This is a genomic window from Pseudomonas sp. yb_5, from assembly GCF_043103865.1.
Classification (GTDB): domain Bacteria; phylum Pseudomonadota; class Gammaproteobacteria; order Pseudomonadales; family Pseudomonadaceae; genus Aquipseudomonas; species Aquipseudomonas putida_Y.
Genome location: NZ_JBICKE010000012.1, coordinates 74,876 through 90,781 on the forward strand (window position 1 = coordinate 74,876; position 15,906 = coordinate 90,781).

15 protein-coding genes and 1 pseudogene are annotated in these 15,906 nt (G+C 62.2%); 5 read left to right on the forward strand and 11 right to left on the reverse strand.

Translation table 11 applies throughout. The annotated features are described in order from the left end of the window. Positions 1–20: 20 nt before the first annotated feature. From ACF8GF_RS01525 to ACF8GF_RS01545, 5 genes and pseudogenes are all read right to left on the reverse strand, one after another. Positions 21–788 (reverse strand): methyl-accepting chemotaxis protein, encoded by a 768-nt coding sequence (locus ACF8GF_RS01525; protein ID WP_370688781.1) that lies wholly within the window; start codon positions 786–788, stop codon positions 21–23. Between the two features lie 90 nt (positions 789–878). Then, a pseudogene (locus ACF8GF_RS01530) lies at positions 879–1,964 on the reverse strand (cache domain-containing protein); the annotation flags it as partial. A gap of 167 nt (positions 1,965–2,131) precedes the next feature. Next, positions 2,132–2,542 carry a Cu(I)-responsive transcriptional regulator gene (gene cueR, locus ACF8GF_RS01535; RefSeq protein WP_176684405.1) on the reverse strand — a complete coding sequence of 137 codons (411 nt, stop codon included), beginning with the start codon at positions 2,540–2,542 and terminating at the stop codon, positions 2,132–2,134. After that, complete coding sequence (locus tag ACF8GF_RS01540) at positions 2,539–4,938, reverse strand: heavy metal translocating P-type ATPase (RefSeq protein WP_176684406.1); 2,400 nt, start codon at positions 4,936–4,938, stop codon at positions 2,539–2,541. Before ACF8GF_RS01540 ends, cueR begins: the two co-directional genes overlap by 4 nt. Positions 4,939–4,990: 52 nt before the next feature. After that, positions 4,991–5,377 carry a hypothetical protein gene (locus ACF8GF_RS01545; protein ID WP_003255287.1) on the reverse strand — a complete coding sequence of 129 codons (387 nt, stop codon included), beginning with the start codon at positions 5,375–5,377 and terminating at the stop codon, positions 4,991–4,993. Between the two features lie 145 nt (positions 5,378–5,522). Here ACF8GF_RS01545 and ACF8GF_RS01550 point away from each other — a divergent pair, with 145 nt between their 5' ends. Together ACF8GF_RS01550 and ACF8GF_RS01555 are read left to right on the forward strand one after the other, a co-directional pair. Then, on the forward strand, positions 5,523–5,720 hold the full coding sequence (locus ACF8GF_RS01550) for a heavy-metal-associated domain-containing protein (protein WP_014589568.1): 198 nt from the start codon (positions 5,523–5,525) through the stop codon (positions 5,718–5,720). 108 nt (positions 5,721–5,828) lie between these two features. Further along, positions 5,829–7,010 (forward strand): multidrug effflux MFS transporter, encoded by a 1,182-nt coding sequence (locus ACF8GF_RS01555; RefSeq protein WP_176684407.1) that lies wholly within the window; start codon positions 5,829–5,831, stop codon positions 7,008–7,010. Here the strand turns inward: ACF8GF_RS01555 and ACF8GF_RS01560 are convergent. Then, the gene (locus ACF8GF_RS01560) at positions 6,961–7,158 is read right to left on the reverse strand and encodes a hypothetical protein (protein WP_245354978.1); all 198 of its coding nucleotides are present in this window, start codon (positions 7,156–7,158) and stop codon (positions 6,961–6,963) included. The genes ACF8GF_RS01555 and ACF8GF_RS01560 overlap by 50 nt on opposite strands. 489 nt (positions 7,159–7,647) lie before the next feature. Between ACF8GF_RS01560 and ACF8GF_RS01565 the strand changes: the two genes are divergently transcribed. Further along, on the forward strand, positions 7,648–8,361 hold the full coding sequence (locus ACF8GF_RS01565; protein ID WP_019438054.1) for a helix-turn-helix transcriptional regulator: 714 nt from the start codon (positions 7,648–7,650) through the stop codon (positions 8,359–8,361). A 20-nt stretch (positions 8,362–8,381) separates the two neighbouring features. Here the strand turns inward: ACF8GF_RS01565 and ACF8GF_RS01570 are convergent, their stop codons facing one another. The 5 genes from ACF8GF_RS01570 to ACF8GF_RS01590 all read right to left on the reverse strand — a co-directional run bounded on the left by ACF8GF_RS01570 (position 8,382) and on the right by ACF8GF_RS01590 (position 12,735). Continuing rightward, positions 8,382–9,329, reverse strand: coding sequence for an adenosine deaminase (locus ACF8GF_RS01570; protein ID WP_176684408.1), 948 nt, complete (start codon positions 9,327–9,329; stop codon positions 8,382–8,384). Positions 9,330–9,415: 86 nt separating this feature from the next. After that, a complete protein-coding gene (locus tag ACF8GF_RS01575; protein ID WP_176684409.1) occupies positions 9,416–10,102 on the reverse strand; it encodes an SDR family oxidoreductase in 687 nt (228 codons plus the stop codon). Between the two features lie 368 nt (positions 10,103–10,470). Continuing rightward, positions 10,471–11,055, reverse strand: a complete 585-nt coding sequence (locus ACF8GF_RS01580) for a YigZ family protein (protein ID WP_176684410.1) — start codon at positions 11,053–11,055, stop codon at positions 10,471–10,473. A gap of 9 nt (positions 11,056–11,064) precedes the next feature. Further along, a complete protein-coding gene (locus ACF8GF_RS01585) occupies positions 11,065–11,727 on the reverse strand; it encodes a TetR/AcrR family transcriptional regulator (RefSeq protein ID WP_003255279.1) in 663 nt (220 codons plus the stop codon). Positions 11,728–11,817: 90 nt separating this feature from the next. Further along, positions 11,818–12,735, reverse strand: coding sequence for a LysR family transcriptional regulator (locus tag ACF8GF_RS01590; protein ID WP_176684411.1), 918 nt, complete (start codon positions 12,733–12,735; stop codon positions 11,818–11,820). A gap of 118 nt (positions 12,736–12,853) precedes the next feature. On the opposite strand from ACF8GF_RS01590, the gene ACF8GF_RS01595 reads away from it, so the two are divergent. After that, positions 12,854–14,200 (forward strand): aspartate aminotransferase family protein, encoded by a 1,347-nt coding sequence (locus ACF8GF_RS01595; RefSeq protein ID WP_176684412.1) that lies wholly within the window; start codon positions 12,854–12,856, stop codon positions 14,198–14,200. 73 nt (positions 14,201–14,273) lie between these two features. Further along, complete coding sequence (locus ACF8GF_RS01600) at positions 14,274–15,767, forward strand: CoA-acylating methylmalonate-semialdehyde dehydrogenase (RefSeq protein ID WP_003255276.1); 1,494 nt, start codon at positions 14,274–14,276, stop codon at positions 15,765–15,767. The last annotated feature ends 139 nt before the right edge of the window (positions 15,768–15,906 follow it).

Here is a 15,906-nt window from a genome sequence, read left to right on the forward strand (position 1 = left end):
CCGGCACAGGCCATGCCTCATCAGGTGCGGAACCTGCGCACCAGCGTATCCAGCTCATTGGACAGCCCGGCCAGGCTCTCGGAGTCCTGGCGCGCCGCCTGGGCCAGCTCGGCCACCAACTGCGCATCCCCGTGAATCTGGCTGATGTGCCGGTTGATGTCCTCGGCCACCTGATGCTGCTCTTCGGCCGCCGTGGCGATCTGGGTGTTCATGTCGCGGATCACGTCCACCGACTCACGGATCTGCCCGAAGCTGTCGCGGGCCAGGCCAATGCGGCTCACCGACTGCTGCGACACTTCCAGGCTGGCGTGCATCTGCTCGGCCACTTCGGCGGTACGGCTGGCCAGGTTGCCCAGCAGACCGTCGATTTCGGCGGTGGAGTCGGCAGTGCGCTTGGCCAGCGCCCGCACTTCGTCCGCCACCACGGCAAAGCCGCGGCCCTGCTCACCGGCACGGGCCGCTTCGATGGCGGCGTTCAGGGCCAACAGGTTGGTCTGCTCGGCAATCGAACGGATGGTGCCGAGGATCGACTGAATAGCGTTGCTGTCACGCTCCAGTTGCTGGATCGACTGCGCCGATTGCTCGATTTCGTGGCTCAGGCGATCAACGCTGTGTACCGCCGCATCGATCTGCTGCTGGCCTTCGCGGGCCTGCTGCTGGCCACTGTCGGCCGACTGCGCTGCCTGGCTGCAGGACCGTGCCACTTCATTGGCGGTGGCGACCATTTCGTGGAATGCGGTGGAAACCATGTCCACGGCTTCACGCTGGCGGCCGGCCGCCTCGGCCATGTCGCTGGAGACGCGGGTCGAGCTGCTGGACGTGCTGAGGATCTTGCTGGCAGCAGTGCCGATGTGCTGGATCAGGCTGCGAATGGCCCCGAGGAACTGGTTGAACCAGCTGGCCAGTTGCGCGGTTTCGTCGCGGCCGCGGATTTCCAGGTTGCGGGTCAGGTCTCCCTCACCCTGGGCGATGTCTTCCAGGCCATTGGTGACACTGTTGATCGGGCGCACGATCAGTTTGGCGAAGGCCGCACCGACCAACGCGAACAGCGAGGCCAACACCACAGCGATGACGCCGATCAGCCAGGTGAGCCGGGTGGTGGTCTGCATCACTTCGCTTTGCTCGATCAGGCCGATGAAGGTCCAGCCCAGTTGCTGGTCGGGGTAGACGTTAGCCATGTAGTGCACGCCATTGAGTTCGACCTCCACCAGGCCTTTGCCGGCTTTGGCCAGCTTGGCATAACCGTCGCCAAAGCTTCCCAGCTGCTTGAAGTTGTGGGTGGCGTCGCGCGGGTCGACCATCACGTTGCCGTTGCTTTCCACCAGCATCAGGTAGCCGCTTTCGCCCAGTTTGATCTGCTTGACGATCTCGGTCAGGCCCTTGAGCGACACGTCGATGTTGACCACACCGCCGGGGTTGCCCAGTTGATTGGCCACGGTGCGCACGGTGCTGACCAGCACTGCATCGTCGGCGGCCCAGTAGTAGGCGCCGGTACGTAACGTCTTGCCAGGGTTGGCCATGGCGAGTTGGTACCAGGGGCGCGTGCGTGGGTCATAATTGACAAACTTCTGGCCGGCCGGCCAGCCGGTGTAGCCGCCGTCATTCACCCCATAGGACAGGTAGGCGTAGGCGGGATGTGAGTTGGCCAGGCGGGTCATGAAGTCGAGTATTTTGCTGGCCTGCTCGCCCAGTTCGTAGGACGGGGTTGCGCTCATGTACTTGTTCAGCTCGCTACCCGTGGCGGCGACCATTGGCTGGGAAGCCATGTACTCGACGTTCTGGTTGATCCCCTGGAAGAAGATGTTCATCGCGTTGCTGACCTGGCGGATTTCCCGGCTGCTGCTGTCGAGGAATCCGTCGCGGGCTTCGCCGCGCAGGTTGATGACCACCAGGGTGGCCACCAGAACGATGGGCAAGCCGGCGATGACCGCGAATGCCCAGATCAATTTCTGTTTGATGCTCATCGACGCTCCCGGAATTGTTATTTTCGACACACGAGGCAGGTAGCAACTACATCGGCAGCATCCGGGTTTTATAAAGCCAAAAGGCCCGTATTTATTGGATAAAGTCGTGGTTGGTGACTATTCGGTCGTGTTTGGACATTTATGGCATACCAAACGCTCGTGGCAGCTCAGTGACAACAGCTGCCTGCAGCGCCATTGGCCAGGTCTTTGAGGATCGGGCAGTCCGGGCGGTCGTCACCCTGGCAGTGCGAAACCAGCTCGCCGAGGGTGTCGCGCAGGCTCACCAGCTCCTCGATGCGCCGGTTCAGTTCATCGATATGGTGCATGGCCAGCGCCTTCACATCGGCGCTGGCACGTTGGCGGTCCTGCCACAAGGCCAGCAACTTGCCGACCTCCTCGAGGGAAAAGCCCAGGTCGCGGGAGCGTTTGATGAAGGCCAGGTTGTGCAAATCTTCCGCCTGGTACAGGCGGTAGCCGCTGTCGCTGCGTGTGGCCGGTTTGAGCAGGCCGATGGATTCGTAGTAACGGATCATCTTGGTGCTGAGCCCGCTGCGGCGGGCGGCCTGGCCAATGTTCATGGCGCCTCCTGGGTGTTGCTGGTGGGTTTCCACGTTTTAAGCCACAGTGCGTTGCTGACGACGCTTACGCTGGACAGGGCCATGGCGGCACCTGCCAGTACCGGGTTGAGGTAACCTAGCGCGGCCAGCGGGATGCCGATCAGGTTGTAGATGAATGCCCAGAACAGGTTCTGGCGGATCTTCGCGTAGGTCTTGCGGCTGATTTCCAGTGCGGCGGGCACCAGGCGCGGGTCGCCACGCATCAGGGTGATGCCCGCGGCCTGCATGGCCACGTCGGTACCGCCACCCATGGCAATGCCGATGTCGGCTGCGGCCAGCGCCGGGGCATCGTTGATACCATCGCCAACCATGGCAACCACACCCTCCTGCTTGAGCGCGGCCACGGTCGCGGCCTTGTCGGCCGGTAGCACTTCGGCATGCACATCGTCGATGCCCAGGGCCTCGGCAACCACTCTGGCGCTGCCACGGTTGTCACCGGTCAGCAGGTGGCTGCTGATGTGTTGGGCGTGCAGGGTGTCGATGGCCTGCGCGGCGCCCGGCTTGAGGCTGTCACCAAAGGCGAACAGGCCTACCACACTTGGTTGCGTGCCGCGTTCTATCAGCCACGACAGTGTGCGCCCTTCGGCTTCCCAGGCCTGGGCCTTTTCGGCCAACTCGCCGGGCTGCAGCCCGCTTTCGTCAAGCAGTCGACGGTTGCCCAGTGCCAGTTCACGGCCTTCAACGCGACCGGCAATGCCGCGCCCGGTCAGCGACTGGCTGTCGGCAACGCTTGGCACGTCCAGCCCTTGCTCTGCACAGGCCACCAGTACCGCCTTGGCCAGTGGGTGTTCACTCCCGCGCTGCAGGGCGCCGGCCAGGCGGTACAGGTCGGCACTGTTGCCGTCCAGTGCCTGGCTGTGAACCACCTGCGGGCTGCCGGAGGTGAGGGTGCCGGTTTTGTCGAAGACTACGCGGTTGACCGCATGGGCACGTTCCAGGGCTTCGGCATCCTTGATCAGGATGCCGTGGCGGGCGGCGACCCCGGTGCCGGCCATGATCGCCGCGGGCGTGGCCAGGCCGAGGGCGCAGGGGCAGGCGATGACCAGCACGGAGACGGCGTTGATCAGCGCGATTTCCAGCGGTGTCCCAGCCAGCCACCAGCCAATCAGGGTGATCAGGGCCAGTACCAGCACAGCGGGGACGAATACCTGGCTGACACGGTCGACCAGCTTCTGGATCGGCGCTTTGGCGGCCTGTGCGTCTTCCACCAGGCGGATGATGCGCGCCAGCACGGTCTCGGTGCCCAGCGCCTGGGTAAGCACCAGCAGCCGGCCTTCGCCATTGATGGCGCCACCGGTGACGCTGTCGCCGGGTTGCTTGGGCACTGGCAGGCTCTCGCCGCTGATCAGGGCCTCATCGGCGTGGCTGCTGCCGTCTTCGACCACGCCGTCGACCGGGAAGCGCTCGCCGGGCTTGACCAGTACCAGGTCGCCCAAGCGCAACTGGGCGATCGCCACATCCTCCTCCTGGCCGTCGACCACGCGCACGGCGCGTTCCGGGCGCAGGGCTTCGAGGGCGCGGATGGCACTGGCGGTCTGGCGTTTGGCGCGGCTTTCCAGGTACTTGCCCAGCAATACCAGGGCAATCACCACGGCCGAGGCTTCGAAGTACAGGTGCGGGGCCATGCCGGCGGGAGCCTGTGCCCATTGGTACAGGCTCAGGCCATAGCCAGCGCTGGTGCCCAGGGCCACCAGCAGGTCCATGTTGCCAGCACCGGCGCGCACGGCCTTCCAGGCCGCAATGTAGAAGCGGGCACCGAGAATGAACTGCACGGGTGTGGCCAGCAGGAACTGCGCCCAGGCGGGTAGCATCCAGTGCAAGCCGAACGGTTGCACCAGCATGGGTAATACCAGCGGCAGGGCCAACAGCAAGGCTGCGCCGACTGCCAGGCGCTCGTTGCGCAGGCGTCGCTGGACAGTGCTTTGGTCGTCCTTGGTCGATTGTGGCAGGCTGGCGCTGTAGCCTGCCTTTTGCACAGCGTCGATCAGCAGGTTGTCATCCAGGGCCGCAAGCACTTCGAGGTGCGCGCGTTCGCTGGCCAAGTTGACGCTGACCTGCTCGACCCCCGGCAATTTGCCCAGGGCGCGCTCCACACGGCCGACACAACTGGCGCAGGTCATGCCGCCAATCTGCAGCTCGAGGGTGCGGGTGGGCACCCCGTAACCGGCCTCCCGCACGGCTTTGACCAAAGCCGGCAGGCTGTCAGGCGCGGCCAGAACCCGGGCTTTCTCAGTGGTGAGGTTTACGCTGACCTGTTCAGCGCCGGTGACCTTGCGCAGGGCGCGCTCGACCCGGCCAGCACAGCTGGCGCAGGTCATGCCGGAGATCGGCAGGTCGTATGTGGTGGATGCGGGCATGGCTCTCCTCCTTGGACAGGCCTCCAGCATCAACCTTGCCACGCAGGCAAGGTCAATAGCCCAGGTCGGCTCGTTTCAACTCCAGCCCATATTGCCCCATGGCGATGCGGTATTTGTTGATCTGGCCCGCCTGCAGATTCAAACGCGTGCTGCGCTGGTCCTCTATACCAGCGGCGCAACCCGGCATTTGCCCAGGTAGCAGGCGCAGGCGTACATCCACCGGGCCAGGCGGCAAGTTGAACGAGGTAGACTGCTCCTGGAAAACGCGCCCGGAAAGCTGGTCGTTGAGGTACACGCCGATTTCGCAGCTGGTGGCCACTTCCAGGCGCTCCCGGGAAATGATCAGTACGCTGTAGGCCGAGTTGCCCTCGGCGAAGGCCGGTGGCACCACAGCCAGCGCGCCCAATAGCCCGACGACGCCCAATGCTGCCCTGAACATGAAAAATCTCCTGCTTGCCTGATCGTCAAAGGCGCAGCTTGGCCGACGCGGACGCGGATTTCCACCCCGGGTGTTGCAGGCAAGGCTTGACCTTGCCCTGATGGCAAGCTTGAGACTAGTGAAAAACCTGAAGGAGGTAACCCTCATGCAAGTGTTCAATGTACAAGGCATGACCTGCGGCCATTGCGTGAAAGCCGTGACCCGCGCGGTGCAGGAGCAGGATGCGGCAGCCAGGGTGGAAGTTGATCTGGCAGGCAAACAGGTGCGTGTGCAGAGCGAGTTGGCGCAGGAGCAGATCCTCACCGCGATTCGGGATGAGGGGTACCAGGCCGAACTCGCCTGAAGACCTGATTGCTCCCACTGGGGGGTAACAGTGTTGCAAATGTTTTCACATCGATAGGGTCCACAGCAGGTAGAATCAGTCACTTGCTTAGCCTGCTATGGATTCCTGATGAACCTGCGAATGGTGCTCATCCTAGGCGCACTCAGTGCGTTCGGGCCCTTGGCGATCGACTTCTACCTGCCAGCCTTCCCGGCCATGGCGCAAGCGTTCGCCACCGATGAAAAACACATCCAGGCCACTTTGGCCGCTTACTTCCTGGGCCTGTCTATCGGGCAATTGGCCTATGGCCCAGTTGCCGATCGCTTTGGTCGACGCAAGCCGCTGATCTTCGGCGTGACCCTGTTTACCTTGGCTTCACTGGCCTGTGCCTATGCCCCCAACCTCGACACCTTGGTGCTGGCACGTTTTATCCAGGCATTGGGTGGGTGTGCCGGCATGGTGCTTTCGCGGGCTATCGTCAGCGACAAGTGCGACCCGGTAGCTTCAGCCAAAGTGTTTTCGCAACTGATGCTGGTCATGGGCCTGGCGCCGATCCTGGCACCGATGCTGGGTGGGGTGCTGGTGAACCTGGCCGGCTGGCAGTCGATCTTCCTCGCTCTGAGCCTGTTCAGTGCCGGCTGCCTTTTGGCGGTAAGCCTGGGCCTGCCAGAAAGCCTGCCTGAGCATATACCGCGCCAGCCGCTGTCTGGTGCGTTGCGCCAGTACCTGCGGCTGCTGGCTGACCGGGTTTTCCTCGGCCATGCCCTGACCGGCGGTATCGCCATTGCCGGCATGTTTGCCTATATCGCCGGTTCGCCTTTCGTGTTCATCAAGCTGTATGGCGTACCCGCAGAGCACTACGGCTGGCTGTTCGGTACCAATGCCGCAGGTTTTATTCTGGTGGCGCAGGTGAACGCCCGCTTGCTGGCCAAACGCGGACCGGCGTTCCTGCTGGGCCGCGCGGTGTGGCTGTATCTGGTTGCGGGCCTGGTGCTGCTGGGCGTGGCGGCCTTGCGCCCAGCGCAGTTGTGGCCGCTGCTGGTGCCGCTGTTCATCTGTATCGCCAGCCTGGGTTGCATCATTCCCAATGCTTCGGCCTGCGCCATGAGCGGACAGGGCGCGCGTGCCGGTAGCGCCTCGGCACTGATGGGCTGTGTGCAGTTCAGCGTCGCTGCGGGTGCTGCCGCACTGGTCGGCCTGCTGCATGACGGCAGTGCGGTGCCAATGGCAATCGTGATCAGCCTGTGCGGGGCGCTGGCGGTCAGTGTCGCGCTGTTGACCCGACGTCTGCAGGCCAAGGCTCCCGCATGAGGGGATGAGGTGCCTGCAGACGGTTTTCCAGCGTGGCGACGAAGGCACGTGCCTCAGCCTCGCTGCGGAAACTGACCACGTGCTGATCGAGCTGGACTTGCCAAGGACAGGCGGGGTTTCGGCTCGACGCACTTACGATAATTTTCATCGCGGCATACCTCCAGAAAGGGCAGCGGCTCAAGTGTAGCGCTGGCCTGCGAGCCTGCCATGACACTGCTTCAGCGTCCTGACTGACGGTAGGTGCGTGCATTTTCCTGGCGGTGTTTCCTGCTTTGGGCGCAATGCCTGCAAACCCACAGAACCTTCGCTTTGTTTCGCGCTATTTGCGGAAGGTTGCTGTGGGCCGTATCTGAAATGACTGCAAGTTTGTTTTCATCAAGATGTTTCAGCGCGCCTGTGTGGGCGTACCGGTGCCTTGGTTGACGTGGTGCCGGGGAGTATCTCGCAGCCGCTTCGCTGCTTGCCATGGGTAGACATACCCAGTGGTTTTTCATCCTGGGTGCTGCGGCAGGTGGGCGTCTGAACGGCGTTTTCTGCGGCTTATACTGGCGAACCAGGCCAGTGCCAGCGAGAGGCGCTTCCCTGGCAGGGTTGGCCATCGCATCCCCACCGTGAAATTGCAGGGAGTTACAAGGACATGAACGCAGCCAGCAGTATCAGCCAGATCGCCAGCCTGATGGCCGACCCCAAGCGCAGTGCCATGCTGTGGGCATTGATCGATGGCACACCACGATTGGCCAATGAGCTCGCGATAATGACTGGCCTGACTTCATCGTCAGCCTGCGCACACCTTTCGCTGCTGTCGTCGGCCGGTTTGCTCAGGCATGAAGCCAGGGGCCGCAAACGTTACTTCTGCCTGGCTACCCCGCAGGTCGGAGCAGCGGTAGAGGCCTTGGCCAGCGTACAACTGGAAAGCGCCAGGGGAGAGCGTGCCGAAGCGCCGGTATCGTCGCTGCCCCTGTCGATGCGCCGGGCGCGCCGTTGTGGCGATCACCTGGGTGGGGAGTTGGCCAGTGAGCTGTACCATCGCATGGTGGTGGCTGGCTGGTTGGAAGGCAGCGGACGGCACTTGAGGGTCAGTGACGAGGGGCGGGCGCAGTTGGCCTTGGTCGGGGTGTACATCGATGCCCTGGCGCCACACCAGCAACGAGGTTGCGTGATCTGCCGCTGCACCGAATGGAATGACCAGGGCCCGCATCTGGGGGGCGTACTGGGCCAGGCCTTGTTCAGGTTGTTCCTGCAATCTGGCTGGATGCGTGAGTTGGAGGACTCGCGGGCATTGCATATCTCGGCGCTGGGTATCCAGCAGATCAATCGCATAGCCCGCGTGGCGACGTTGCAGGTCGGTTGAGCGCAACGTCGTCATGCTACTCAAACCAGCCGTGCGTCCAGGCTGTTCTGCGCCAGGCGACGCGCCTGGTCTTCGGTCATGCCCAAGTGGGTATGCAGAGCGTGGAAGTTCTCCGTGACGTAGCCACCGAAGTAGGCCGGGTCGTCCGAGTTGACCGTGACTTTCACGCCACGCTCGAGCATGTCGAGGATGTTGTGCTGGCTCATGTGGTCGAACACGCAGAGCTTGGTGTTGGATAGCGGGCACACCGTGAGCGGGATCTGCTCGTCGATAATGCGCTGCATCAGGCGCTCGTCCTCGATGGCGCGCACGCCATGGTCGATACGTTTGATCTTCAGCAGGTCGAGGGCTTCCCAGATGTACTCAGGCGGGCCTTCTTCGCCAGCATGGGCAACGGCGATGAAGCCTTCGCTACGGGCGCGATCGAACACACGCTGGAACTTGCTGGGTGGGTGGCCCATCTCCGAGCTGTCCAGGCCTACGGCAATGAACGCATCGCGGAACGGCAAGGCCTGATCGAGGGTCTGGTGCGCTTCATCCTCGCTGAGGTGGCGCAGGAAGCTGAGGATCAGGCCGCTGCTGATGCCCAGCTGTTCGCGGCCATCCTTGAGCGCCTGGCTGATGCCGTTGAGCACCACTTCGAAAGCAATGCCACGGTCGGTATGGGTCTGCGGGTCGAAGAAGGGTTCGGTGTGGATCACGTTCTGGGCCTTGCAGCGCTGCAGGTAGGCCCAGGTCAGGTCGTAGAAGTCCTGCTCGGTGCGCAGCACGTCGGCGCCCTGGTAATACAGGTCGAGGAACTCCTGCAGGTTGTTGAAGGCATAGGCACCGCGCAAGGTCTCCACATCGGCCCAGGGCAAGGCGATCTTGTTGCGCTCAGCCAGGGCGAACAGCAACTCGGGCTCCAGCGAGCCTTCCAGGTGCAGGTGCAGTTCGGCCTTGGGCAGGGCGTTCAACCAGTCATACATAGTGGTTCATCTCAATCAGGTACAGTTGCGGCCATTCTACAGGGGCCGGCCGGGCAATGCGCCCAGCCGGGCTGCGACCTGGTGAATCACCAGACCAAGGGTTCGCCCTTGTAGTTGATGAAGCGCAGGCCGCCCTTGCCGCTTTGGGCCTTGATCTGTTCGATCATGCCGCGGGTGCTGGTGAGCACATCGATATCGGCGTTTTCGCCACCCATGTCGGTTTTCACCCAGCCCGGGTGCATGGCCAGCACGCACAGGTCCGGGCGCTGCTGCTCAACGAAGAAGCTGTTGATCATCGAGTTCAGTGCCGCCTTGCTGGCCTTGTACAGGCAGATTTCGCCACCGTCGGGGATGGTGATGCTTCCCAGGATCGAGCTCATGAAGGCCAGCACACCACTGCCTTCGCGTATTTGATCCACCAGGCGGCGAGCCACGCGTATCGGCGCCACGGCGTTGGTCATGAACAGATCGCCAATGTCGCTGTTGCTTACCGCCTCCAGATCTTGCGGCAAGGGGCCCATGACCCCGGCGTTGACGAATATCAGGTCGAATACCTGGCCTTGCAGGCGTTGCTTCAGGCCATCGAGCTGGACGGTGTCGTTCATTTCCAGCTGCTCGATGTGCACGCCGGGCACGTTCGCCAGGGCGCCGGGCTGCTGCGGGTTACGGACGGTGGCAGTGATTTTCCAGCCGTCTTCGTGCAGGCGTTGTACCAGGCCCAGGCCAAGCCCGCGCGAGGCGCCGATGATGAGGGCAGTTCTTGAATTAGCCATAGGAACATTCCTTTATCGGTGTAGGAGAAAGGAACTGAGCATACGTCACGGCGGATATGCGTGCCTGGTTTGCTGTTGGTCAAAAAATGGTCAGTTTCGTCTGGGCCTTGCGGGGCCGGGCGCTTCGCCGGTTGGCACACGGGTTATCCACAAGCTGGTCCACAGTTATTGTGTGCAAGGTGAGCGAGTGGGGTGCGGTTTGGGTGGGCGGTTCGCTGGGGATAAGTCGCGCACATTCAGCAGTTTACGACTGTCATCAAATAGTGATCAAAATATGATCAAGGCTCTGAGGGCCTTGAAATCACTAGCCTGCAAGAGCTTGCCCCAAGCTTATCCACAGGCAGGCCCACAGTTGCTGTGGGCAATGTTCAGCGTGCTTCGAGCAAAATACGTCCGCGGCTCAAATCCGCCAGTTGCTGTTGCAATGGCGCCAGGTGGGCGTCACCGAGGGCAATCAGCAGGTCAACACCATTGGCGGTGAACTGTTCATCCAGGACCAGGCCGTCAACCTCGGCCAGGCGCAGCTTCACCAACGCCAGCTCGCTGAAACTGCAGCTGCAACTGAAATTGCTGCGTTGCACCAGCAGGCGCTTGGGCGCCTGTTGCAGGCACTTGTTGGCGCCGCCGCCATAGGCCCTGGCCAGGCCGCCGGTGCCCAATTGGATGCCGCCGTACCAGCGGATCACCAGCACCACCACCTGGTCGCAGTCCTGCGCTTCGATGGCCGCCAGGATCGGCCGCCCAGCGGTGCCACCGGGTTCGCCATCGTCGCTGCTGCGGTACTGCGCGCCGAGTTTCCAGGCCCAGCAGTTGTGGGTTGCGGCCAAGTCGCTGTGACGTTCGATGAAATTCATCGCGTCGGCGGCACTGCTGATCGGCCCGGCGAGGGTGATGAAGCGGCTTTTGCGGATTTCCTCGCGGTATTCGCAGAGGTCGAGCAGGGTAGAAGGCATAAAGGACGGTCAGGCAGCCGGCTTGATGCCGCAGCCCTTCAGAATGATGTGGATAAGGTTGTTGCTCGCGTCTTCCATGTCCTGTTTGGTCAGGCGGCTGCGGCCAGTCACCTGGCAAATCTGGGTGGCAAAGTCGGCGTAATGCTGGGTGCTGCCCCAGAGCAGGAAGATCAGGTGCACGGGGTCGACCGGGTCCATTTTGCCTGCTTCGATCCAGGCCTGGAATACCGCAGCACGGCCGCGGAACCATTCGCGGTAATCGGCGCTGAAGTATTCGGTCAGGCAGGTGCCACCGCTGATCACTTCCATGGCGAAAATGCGCGAAGCTTGCGGGTTGCGCCGGGAGAACTCCATCTTGGTGCGGATGTACTGGCTCAGGGCTTCACCGGGGTCGTCATCGACGCTCAAGGCGTTGAAGGTGCTGTCCCACAACTCGATGATGTTGCTGAGCACGGCGATGTACAGGCCCAGCTTGTTGGTGAAGTAGTAGTGCAGGTTAGCCTTGGGCAACCCCGCCTTGAGGGCGATGGTGTTCATGCTGGTGCCCTTGAAACCATGGCGGGCGAATTCATCTTCAGCGGCCTGGATAATGGCCTGTTCGTTCTTCTGGCGGATACGGCCCGCGGGCTTGCCCGAGGCGGAGAGGCGATGCGCAGGGACTTCTAGGGTCATGGACGATTCCGTACGGGGCAGTGGCTGCGGCTGTGGCACAAGATTACCTGCCTGTGCCGAAGTGACAAGCGTTTACGGCACAGACTGGCATCAACGTGTCGCAGCCAGGCTTTCGAGGAAGCTTTCCAGCACCAGGTTGGGGCGCCGGCCTTTGCGGGTGACCCAGCTCAGGCTCAGGTCATAAAAACGCTCCCTGGGCTTTAGCGCACGCAAACGGCCTTGTTGGACCCAGAACGTGGCGTAGTGGTCGGGCAGGTAGCCGATATAGCGCCCGGTGAGGATGAGAAACGCCATGCCCTCGCGGTCAGAAGCACTGGCTGTGCAATTCAGTGCCTGGTAATGCGCCTGGATTTCGGCGGGCAGACGGAAGGTGGGGGTGATGGCTTCCTGGCTATTGAGGCGTTCGTCGTCTATCTGCTGGTCGTCGGCGTAGAACAACGGGTGGCCGACTGCGCAGTACAGCAGCGAGCGTTCGCTGTACAACGGTTGGTACTCAAGCCCCGATAGCGGGCTGGTCTGTGGTACGACGCCAACGTGCAGGCTGCCGTCGAGCACGCCGTGCTCGACCTGGCTGGGGGCGATCATACGGATCTGGATGCGCACGTCAGGGCCCCGATCCTTGAGTTCCGCCAAGGCGTGGGTGATACGCATGTGCGGCAAGGTCACCAGGTTGTCGGTCAGGCCGATGTTCAGCTCGCCGCGTAAATGCTGGTGCAGGCCGTTGACCTCGGTGCGGAAGCTTTCCAGTGCACTGAGCAGTTGCAGGGCTGAATGGTAGACCTCGCGGCCTTCCTCCGTCAGCGAGAAACCGGCGCGGCCGCGCTGACACAGGCGTAGGCCGAGGCGTTGCTCGAGGTCGTTCATCTGCTGGCTGATGGCCGAGCGACCTATGCCCAGTACGTTTTCGGCAGCCGAGAAGCCACCGCACTCGACAACGCTGCGGTAGATCTTCAGCAGGCGGATGTCGAAATCGCTGACTTGGGCGAGTGGATCGGGGCGTCGGCTCATTAGTTTAGTCTCGGCCTGTCTGAAGGTTAGAAATGTAGGCTTTTTCAGACTCTATCGCCGTGCCAATTTAGCTGCAACAAGATACATCGTTGCCTAATCGTCTTCCGAGGAACCGCCGATGAACATGCCCGAAACCGCCCCTGCCGGTATCGCCAGCCAGCTCAAGCTGGACGCCCACTGGATGCCCTACACCGCCAACCGCAACTTCCAGCGTGACCCTCGCCTGATCGTGGCGGCCGAAGGCAACTACCTGGTCGATGACCACGGGCGCAAGATCTTCGACGCCCTGTCCGGCCTGTGGACCTGCGGCGCAGGGCACACTCGCAAGGAAATCGCTGACGCGGTGACCCGCCAACTGAGTACGCTGGACTACTCGCCAGCGTTCCAGTTCGGCCACCCGCTGTCGTTCCAGCTGGCGGAAAAGATCGCCGAGCTGGTTCCGGGCAATCTGAATCACGTCTTCTATACCAACTCCGGTTCCGAGTGCGCCGATACCGCACTGAAGATGGTGCGTGCTTACTGGCGTCTGAAAGGCCAGGCAACCAAGACCAAGATCATCGGCCGTGCCCGTGGTTACCATGGCGTGAACATCGCGGGTACCAGCCTGGGTGGCGTCAACGGTAACCGCAAGATGTTTGGTCAGTTGCTGGACGTCGACCACCTGCCCCACACCGTGTTGCCGGTGAACGCTTTCTCCAAGGGCATGCCGGAAGAGGGCGGTATCGCTCTGGCTGACGAAATGCTCAAGCTGATCGAGCTGCACGATGCCTCCAACATCGCAGCAGTCATCGTCGAGCCGCTGGCCGGTTCGGCCGGTGTGCTGCCGCCGCCGAAGGGCTACCTGAAGCGTCTGCGTGAAATCTGCACCCAGCACAACATTCTGCTGATCTTCGACGAAGTGATCACTGGCTTCGGCCGCATGGGTGCGATGACCGGCTCGGAAGCCTTCGGCGTTACCCCAGACCTGATGTGCATCGCCAAGCAGGTGACCAACGGCGCCATCCCGATGGGCGCAGTGATTGCCAGCAGCGAGATCTACCAGACGTTCATGAACCAGCCGACCCCGGAATACGCGGTGGAATTCCCACACGGCTACACCTACTCGGCGCACCCGGTAGCCTGTGCCGCCGGTATCGCCGCGCTGGACCTGCTGCAGAAGGAAAATTTGGTGCAGTCCGCTGCTGAACTGGCGCCGCATTTCGAGAAGCTGCTGCACGGCGTGAAGGGCACCAAGAATATCGTCGATATCCGCAACTACGGCCTGGCCGGCGCCATCCAGATCGCCGCCCGTGACGGTGATGCCATCGTTCGCCCATACGAAGCGGCCATGAAGCTGTGGAAAGCGGGCTTCTATGTACGCTTTGGTGGCGACACCCTGCAGTTCGGGCCAACCTTCAATACCAAGCCGCAGGAACTGGACCGCCTGTTCGATGCGGTAGGCGAAACCCTGAACCTGATCGACTGATCTTTCCGATTTTGATGCCAGGCGCACGCACGCAGCGCGTGCCTGGCTCTCCTTTGTTTATCTGGAGTTTTGCATGAGCATTGTTCAGCACCTGATTCACGGCGAACTGGTTACCAAGGGTGAGCGCACCGCCGATGTCTTCAACCCGTCCACTGGCCAGGCCGTTCGCAAGGTCGAACTGGCCAGCCGCGCAACTGTTCAGGAAGCGATCGACTCGGCCAAGGCCGCCTTCCCGGCCTGGCGCAACACCCCTCCGGCCAAGCGCGCCCAGGTGATGTTCCGCTTCAAGCAACTGCTGGAGCAGAACGAAGCCAAGATTTCGCAGATGATCAGCGAAGAGCACGGCAAGACCTTGGAGGACGCCGCCGGCGAACTGAAGCGTGGTATCGAGAACGTCGAGTTCGCGTGTGCAGCCCCAGAAGTGCTGAAGGGGGAGTACAGCCGCAACGTCGGTCCGAACATCGACGCCTGGTCCGATTTCCAGCCGCTGGGCGTGGTTGCCGGTATTACCCCGTTCAACTTCCCCGCCATGGTGCCGCTGTGGATGTACCCGCTGGCCATCGCCTGCGGCAACGCATTCATCCTCAAGCCTTCCGAGCGTGACCCGAGCTCGACCTTGTACATTGCCCAGTTGCTGCTGGAAGCCGGGCTGCCGAAGGGCATCCTCAACGTGGTGCACGGTGACAAGGAAGCGGTGGATGCGCTGATCGAAGCACCGGAAGTGAAAGCACTGAGCTTCGTGGGTTCGACCCCGATCGCCGAGTACATCTATGCCGAAGGCACCAAGCGTGGCAAGCGTGTACAAGCCCTGGGGGGCGCGAAGAACCACGCGGTGCTGATGCCGGATGCCGACCTGGACAACGCAGTCAGTGCCCTGATGGGCGCGGCTTACGGTTCGTGTGGCGAGCGTTGCATGGCCATTTCGGTAGCCGTGTGCGTGGGCGACCAAGTGGCCGATGCCCTGATTGCCAAGCTGGAGCCACAGATCAAGGCGCTGAAGATTGGTGCCGGCACCTCGTGTGGCTTGGACATGGGCCCGCTGGTGACTGCGGCAGCGCGTGACAAGGTCGTGGGTTACATCGATGACGGTGTTGCTGCTGGCGCCAAGCTGGTGGTGGATGGACGTGGCTTCCGTGTGGCGGGTAATGAAGATGGCTACTTCGTGGGTGGCACACTGTTCGACAAGGTGACCCCGGAGATGCGCATCTATAAAGAAGAGATCTTTGGTCCGGTGCTGTGCGTGGTCCGGGTGAATAGCCTGGAGCAGGCCATGCAGCTGATCAACGATCACGAGTATGGCAACGGTACCTGCATCTTTACCCGTGACGGTGAAGCGGCCCGTCTGTTCTGCGACGAGATCGAAGTGGGTATGGTGGGTGTCAACGTACCGCTGCCAGTGCCGGTGGCCTACCACAGCTTTGGTGGCTGGAAGCGTTCGCTGTTTGGTGACCTGCATGCCTACGGCCCGGATGGTGTGCGCTTCTATACCCGCCGCAAGGCAATTACCCAGCGTTGGCCGCAGCGGGCCAGCCATGAAGCGTCGCAGTTTGCATTCCCTAGCCTGTAAGGGAAGTAGATGAAGCGGGGAGGCCGTCAGGCCTCCCCGTTTTGTTTTTGGGGTTTGGTTGTTGCTGTTGCTGTTGTAGGGGGGATGTCTTGAGGTGGTTTTGGCGGTGAGATGTGTCTGCCATAACCCCTGCAGCGCC

What these genes read in the sequence shown, in the direction of transcription:
- ACF8GF_RS01550 (WP_014589568.1), top strand. Translation starts at nt 5,523, where the DNA reads ATGCAAGTGTTCAATGTACAAGGCATGACCTGCGGCCATTGCGTGAAA.
- ACF8GF_RS01580 (WP_176684410.1), bottom strand. Translation starts at nt 11,055, where the DNA reads ATGCCTTCTACCCTGCTCGACCTCTGCGAATACCGCGAGGAAATCCGC.
- ACF8GF_RS01545 (WP_003255287.1), bottom strand. Translation starts at nt 5,377, where the DNA reads ATGTTCAGGGCAGCATTGGGCGTCGTCGGGCTATTGGGCGCGCTGGCT.
- ACF8GF_RS01585 (WP_003255279.1), bottom strand. Translation starts at nt 11,727, where the DNA reads ATGACCCTAGAAGTCCCTGCGCATCGCCTCTCCGCCTCGGGCAAGCCC.
- ACF8GF_RS01565 (WP_019438054.1), top strand. Translation starts at nt 7,648, where the DNA reads ATGAACGCAGCCAGCAGTATCAGCCAGATCGCCAGCCTGATGGCCGAC.
- ACF8GF_RS01525 (WP_370688781.1), bottom strand. Translation starts at nt 788, where the DNA reads ATGGCCGAGGCGGCCGGCCGCCAGCGTGAAGCCGTGGACATGGTTTCC.
- ACF8GF_RS01560 (WP_245354978.1), bottom strand. Translation starts at nt 7,158, where the DNA reads ATGAAAATTATCGTAAGTGCGTCGAGCCGAAACCCCGCCTGTCCTTGG.
- ACF8GF_RS01595 (WP_176684412.1), top strand. Translation starts at nt 12,854, where the DNA reads ATGAACATGCCCGAAACCGCCCCTGCCGGTATCGCCAGCCAGCTCAAG.
- ACF8GF_RS01540 (WP_176684406.1), bottom strand. Translation starts at nt 4,938, where the DNA reads ATGCCCGCATCCACCACATACGACCTGCCGATCTCCGGCATGACCTGC.
- cueR (WP_176684405.1), bottom strand. Translation starts at nt 2,542, where the DNA reads ATGAACATTGGCCAGGCCGCCCGCCGCAGCGGGCTCAGCACCAAGATG.
- ACF8GF_RS01590 (WP_176684411.1), bottom strand. Translation starts at nt 12,735, where the DNA reads ATGAGCCGACGCCCCGATCCACTCGCCCAAGTCAGCGATTTCGACATC.
- ACF8GF_RS01575 (WP_176684409.1), bottom strand. Translation starts at nt 10,102, where the DNA reads ATGGCTAATTCAAGAACTGCCCTCATCATCGGCGCCTCGCGCGGGCTT.
- ACF8GF_RS01600 (WP_003255276.1), top strand. Translation starts at nt 14,274, where the DNA reads ATGAGCATTGTTCAGCACCTGATTCACGGCGAACTGGTTACCAAGGGT.
- ACF8GF_RS01555 (WP_176684407.1), top strand. Translation starts at nt 5,829, where the DNA reads ATGAACCTGCGAATGGTGCTCATCCTAGGCGCACTCAGTGCGTTCGGG.
- ACF8GF_RS01570 (WP_176684408.1), bottom strand. Translation starts at nt 9,329, where the DNA reads ATGTATGACTGGTTGAACGCCCTGCCCAAGGCCGAACTGCACCTGCAC.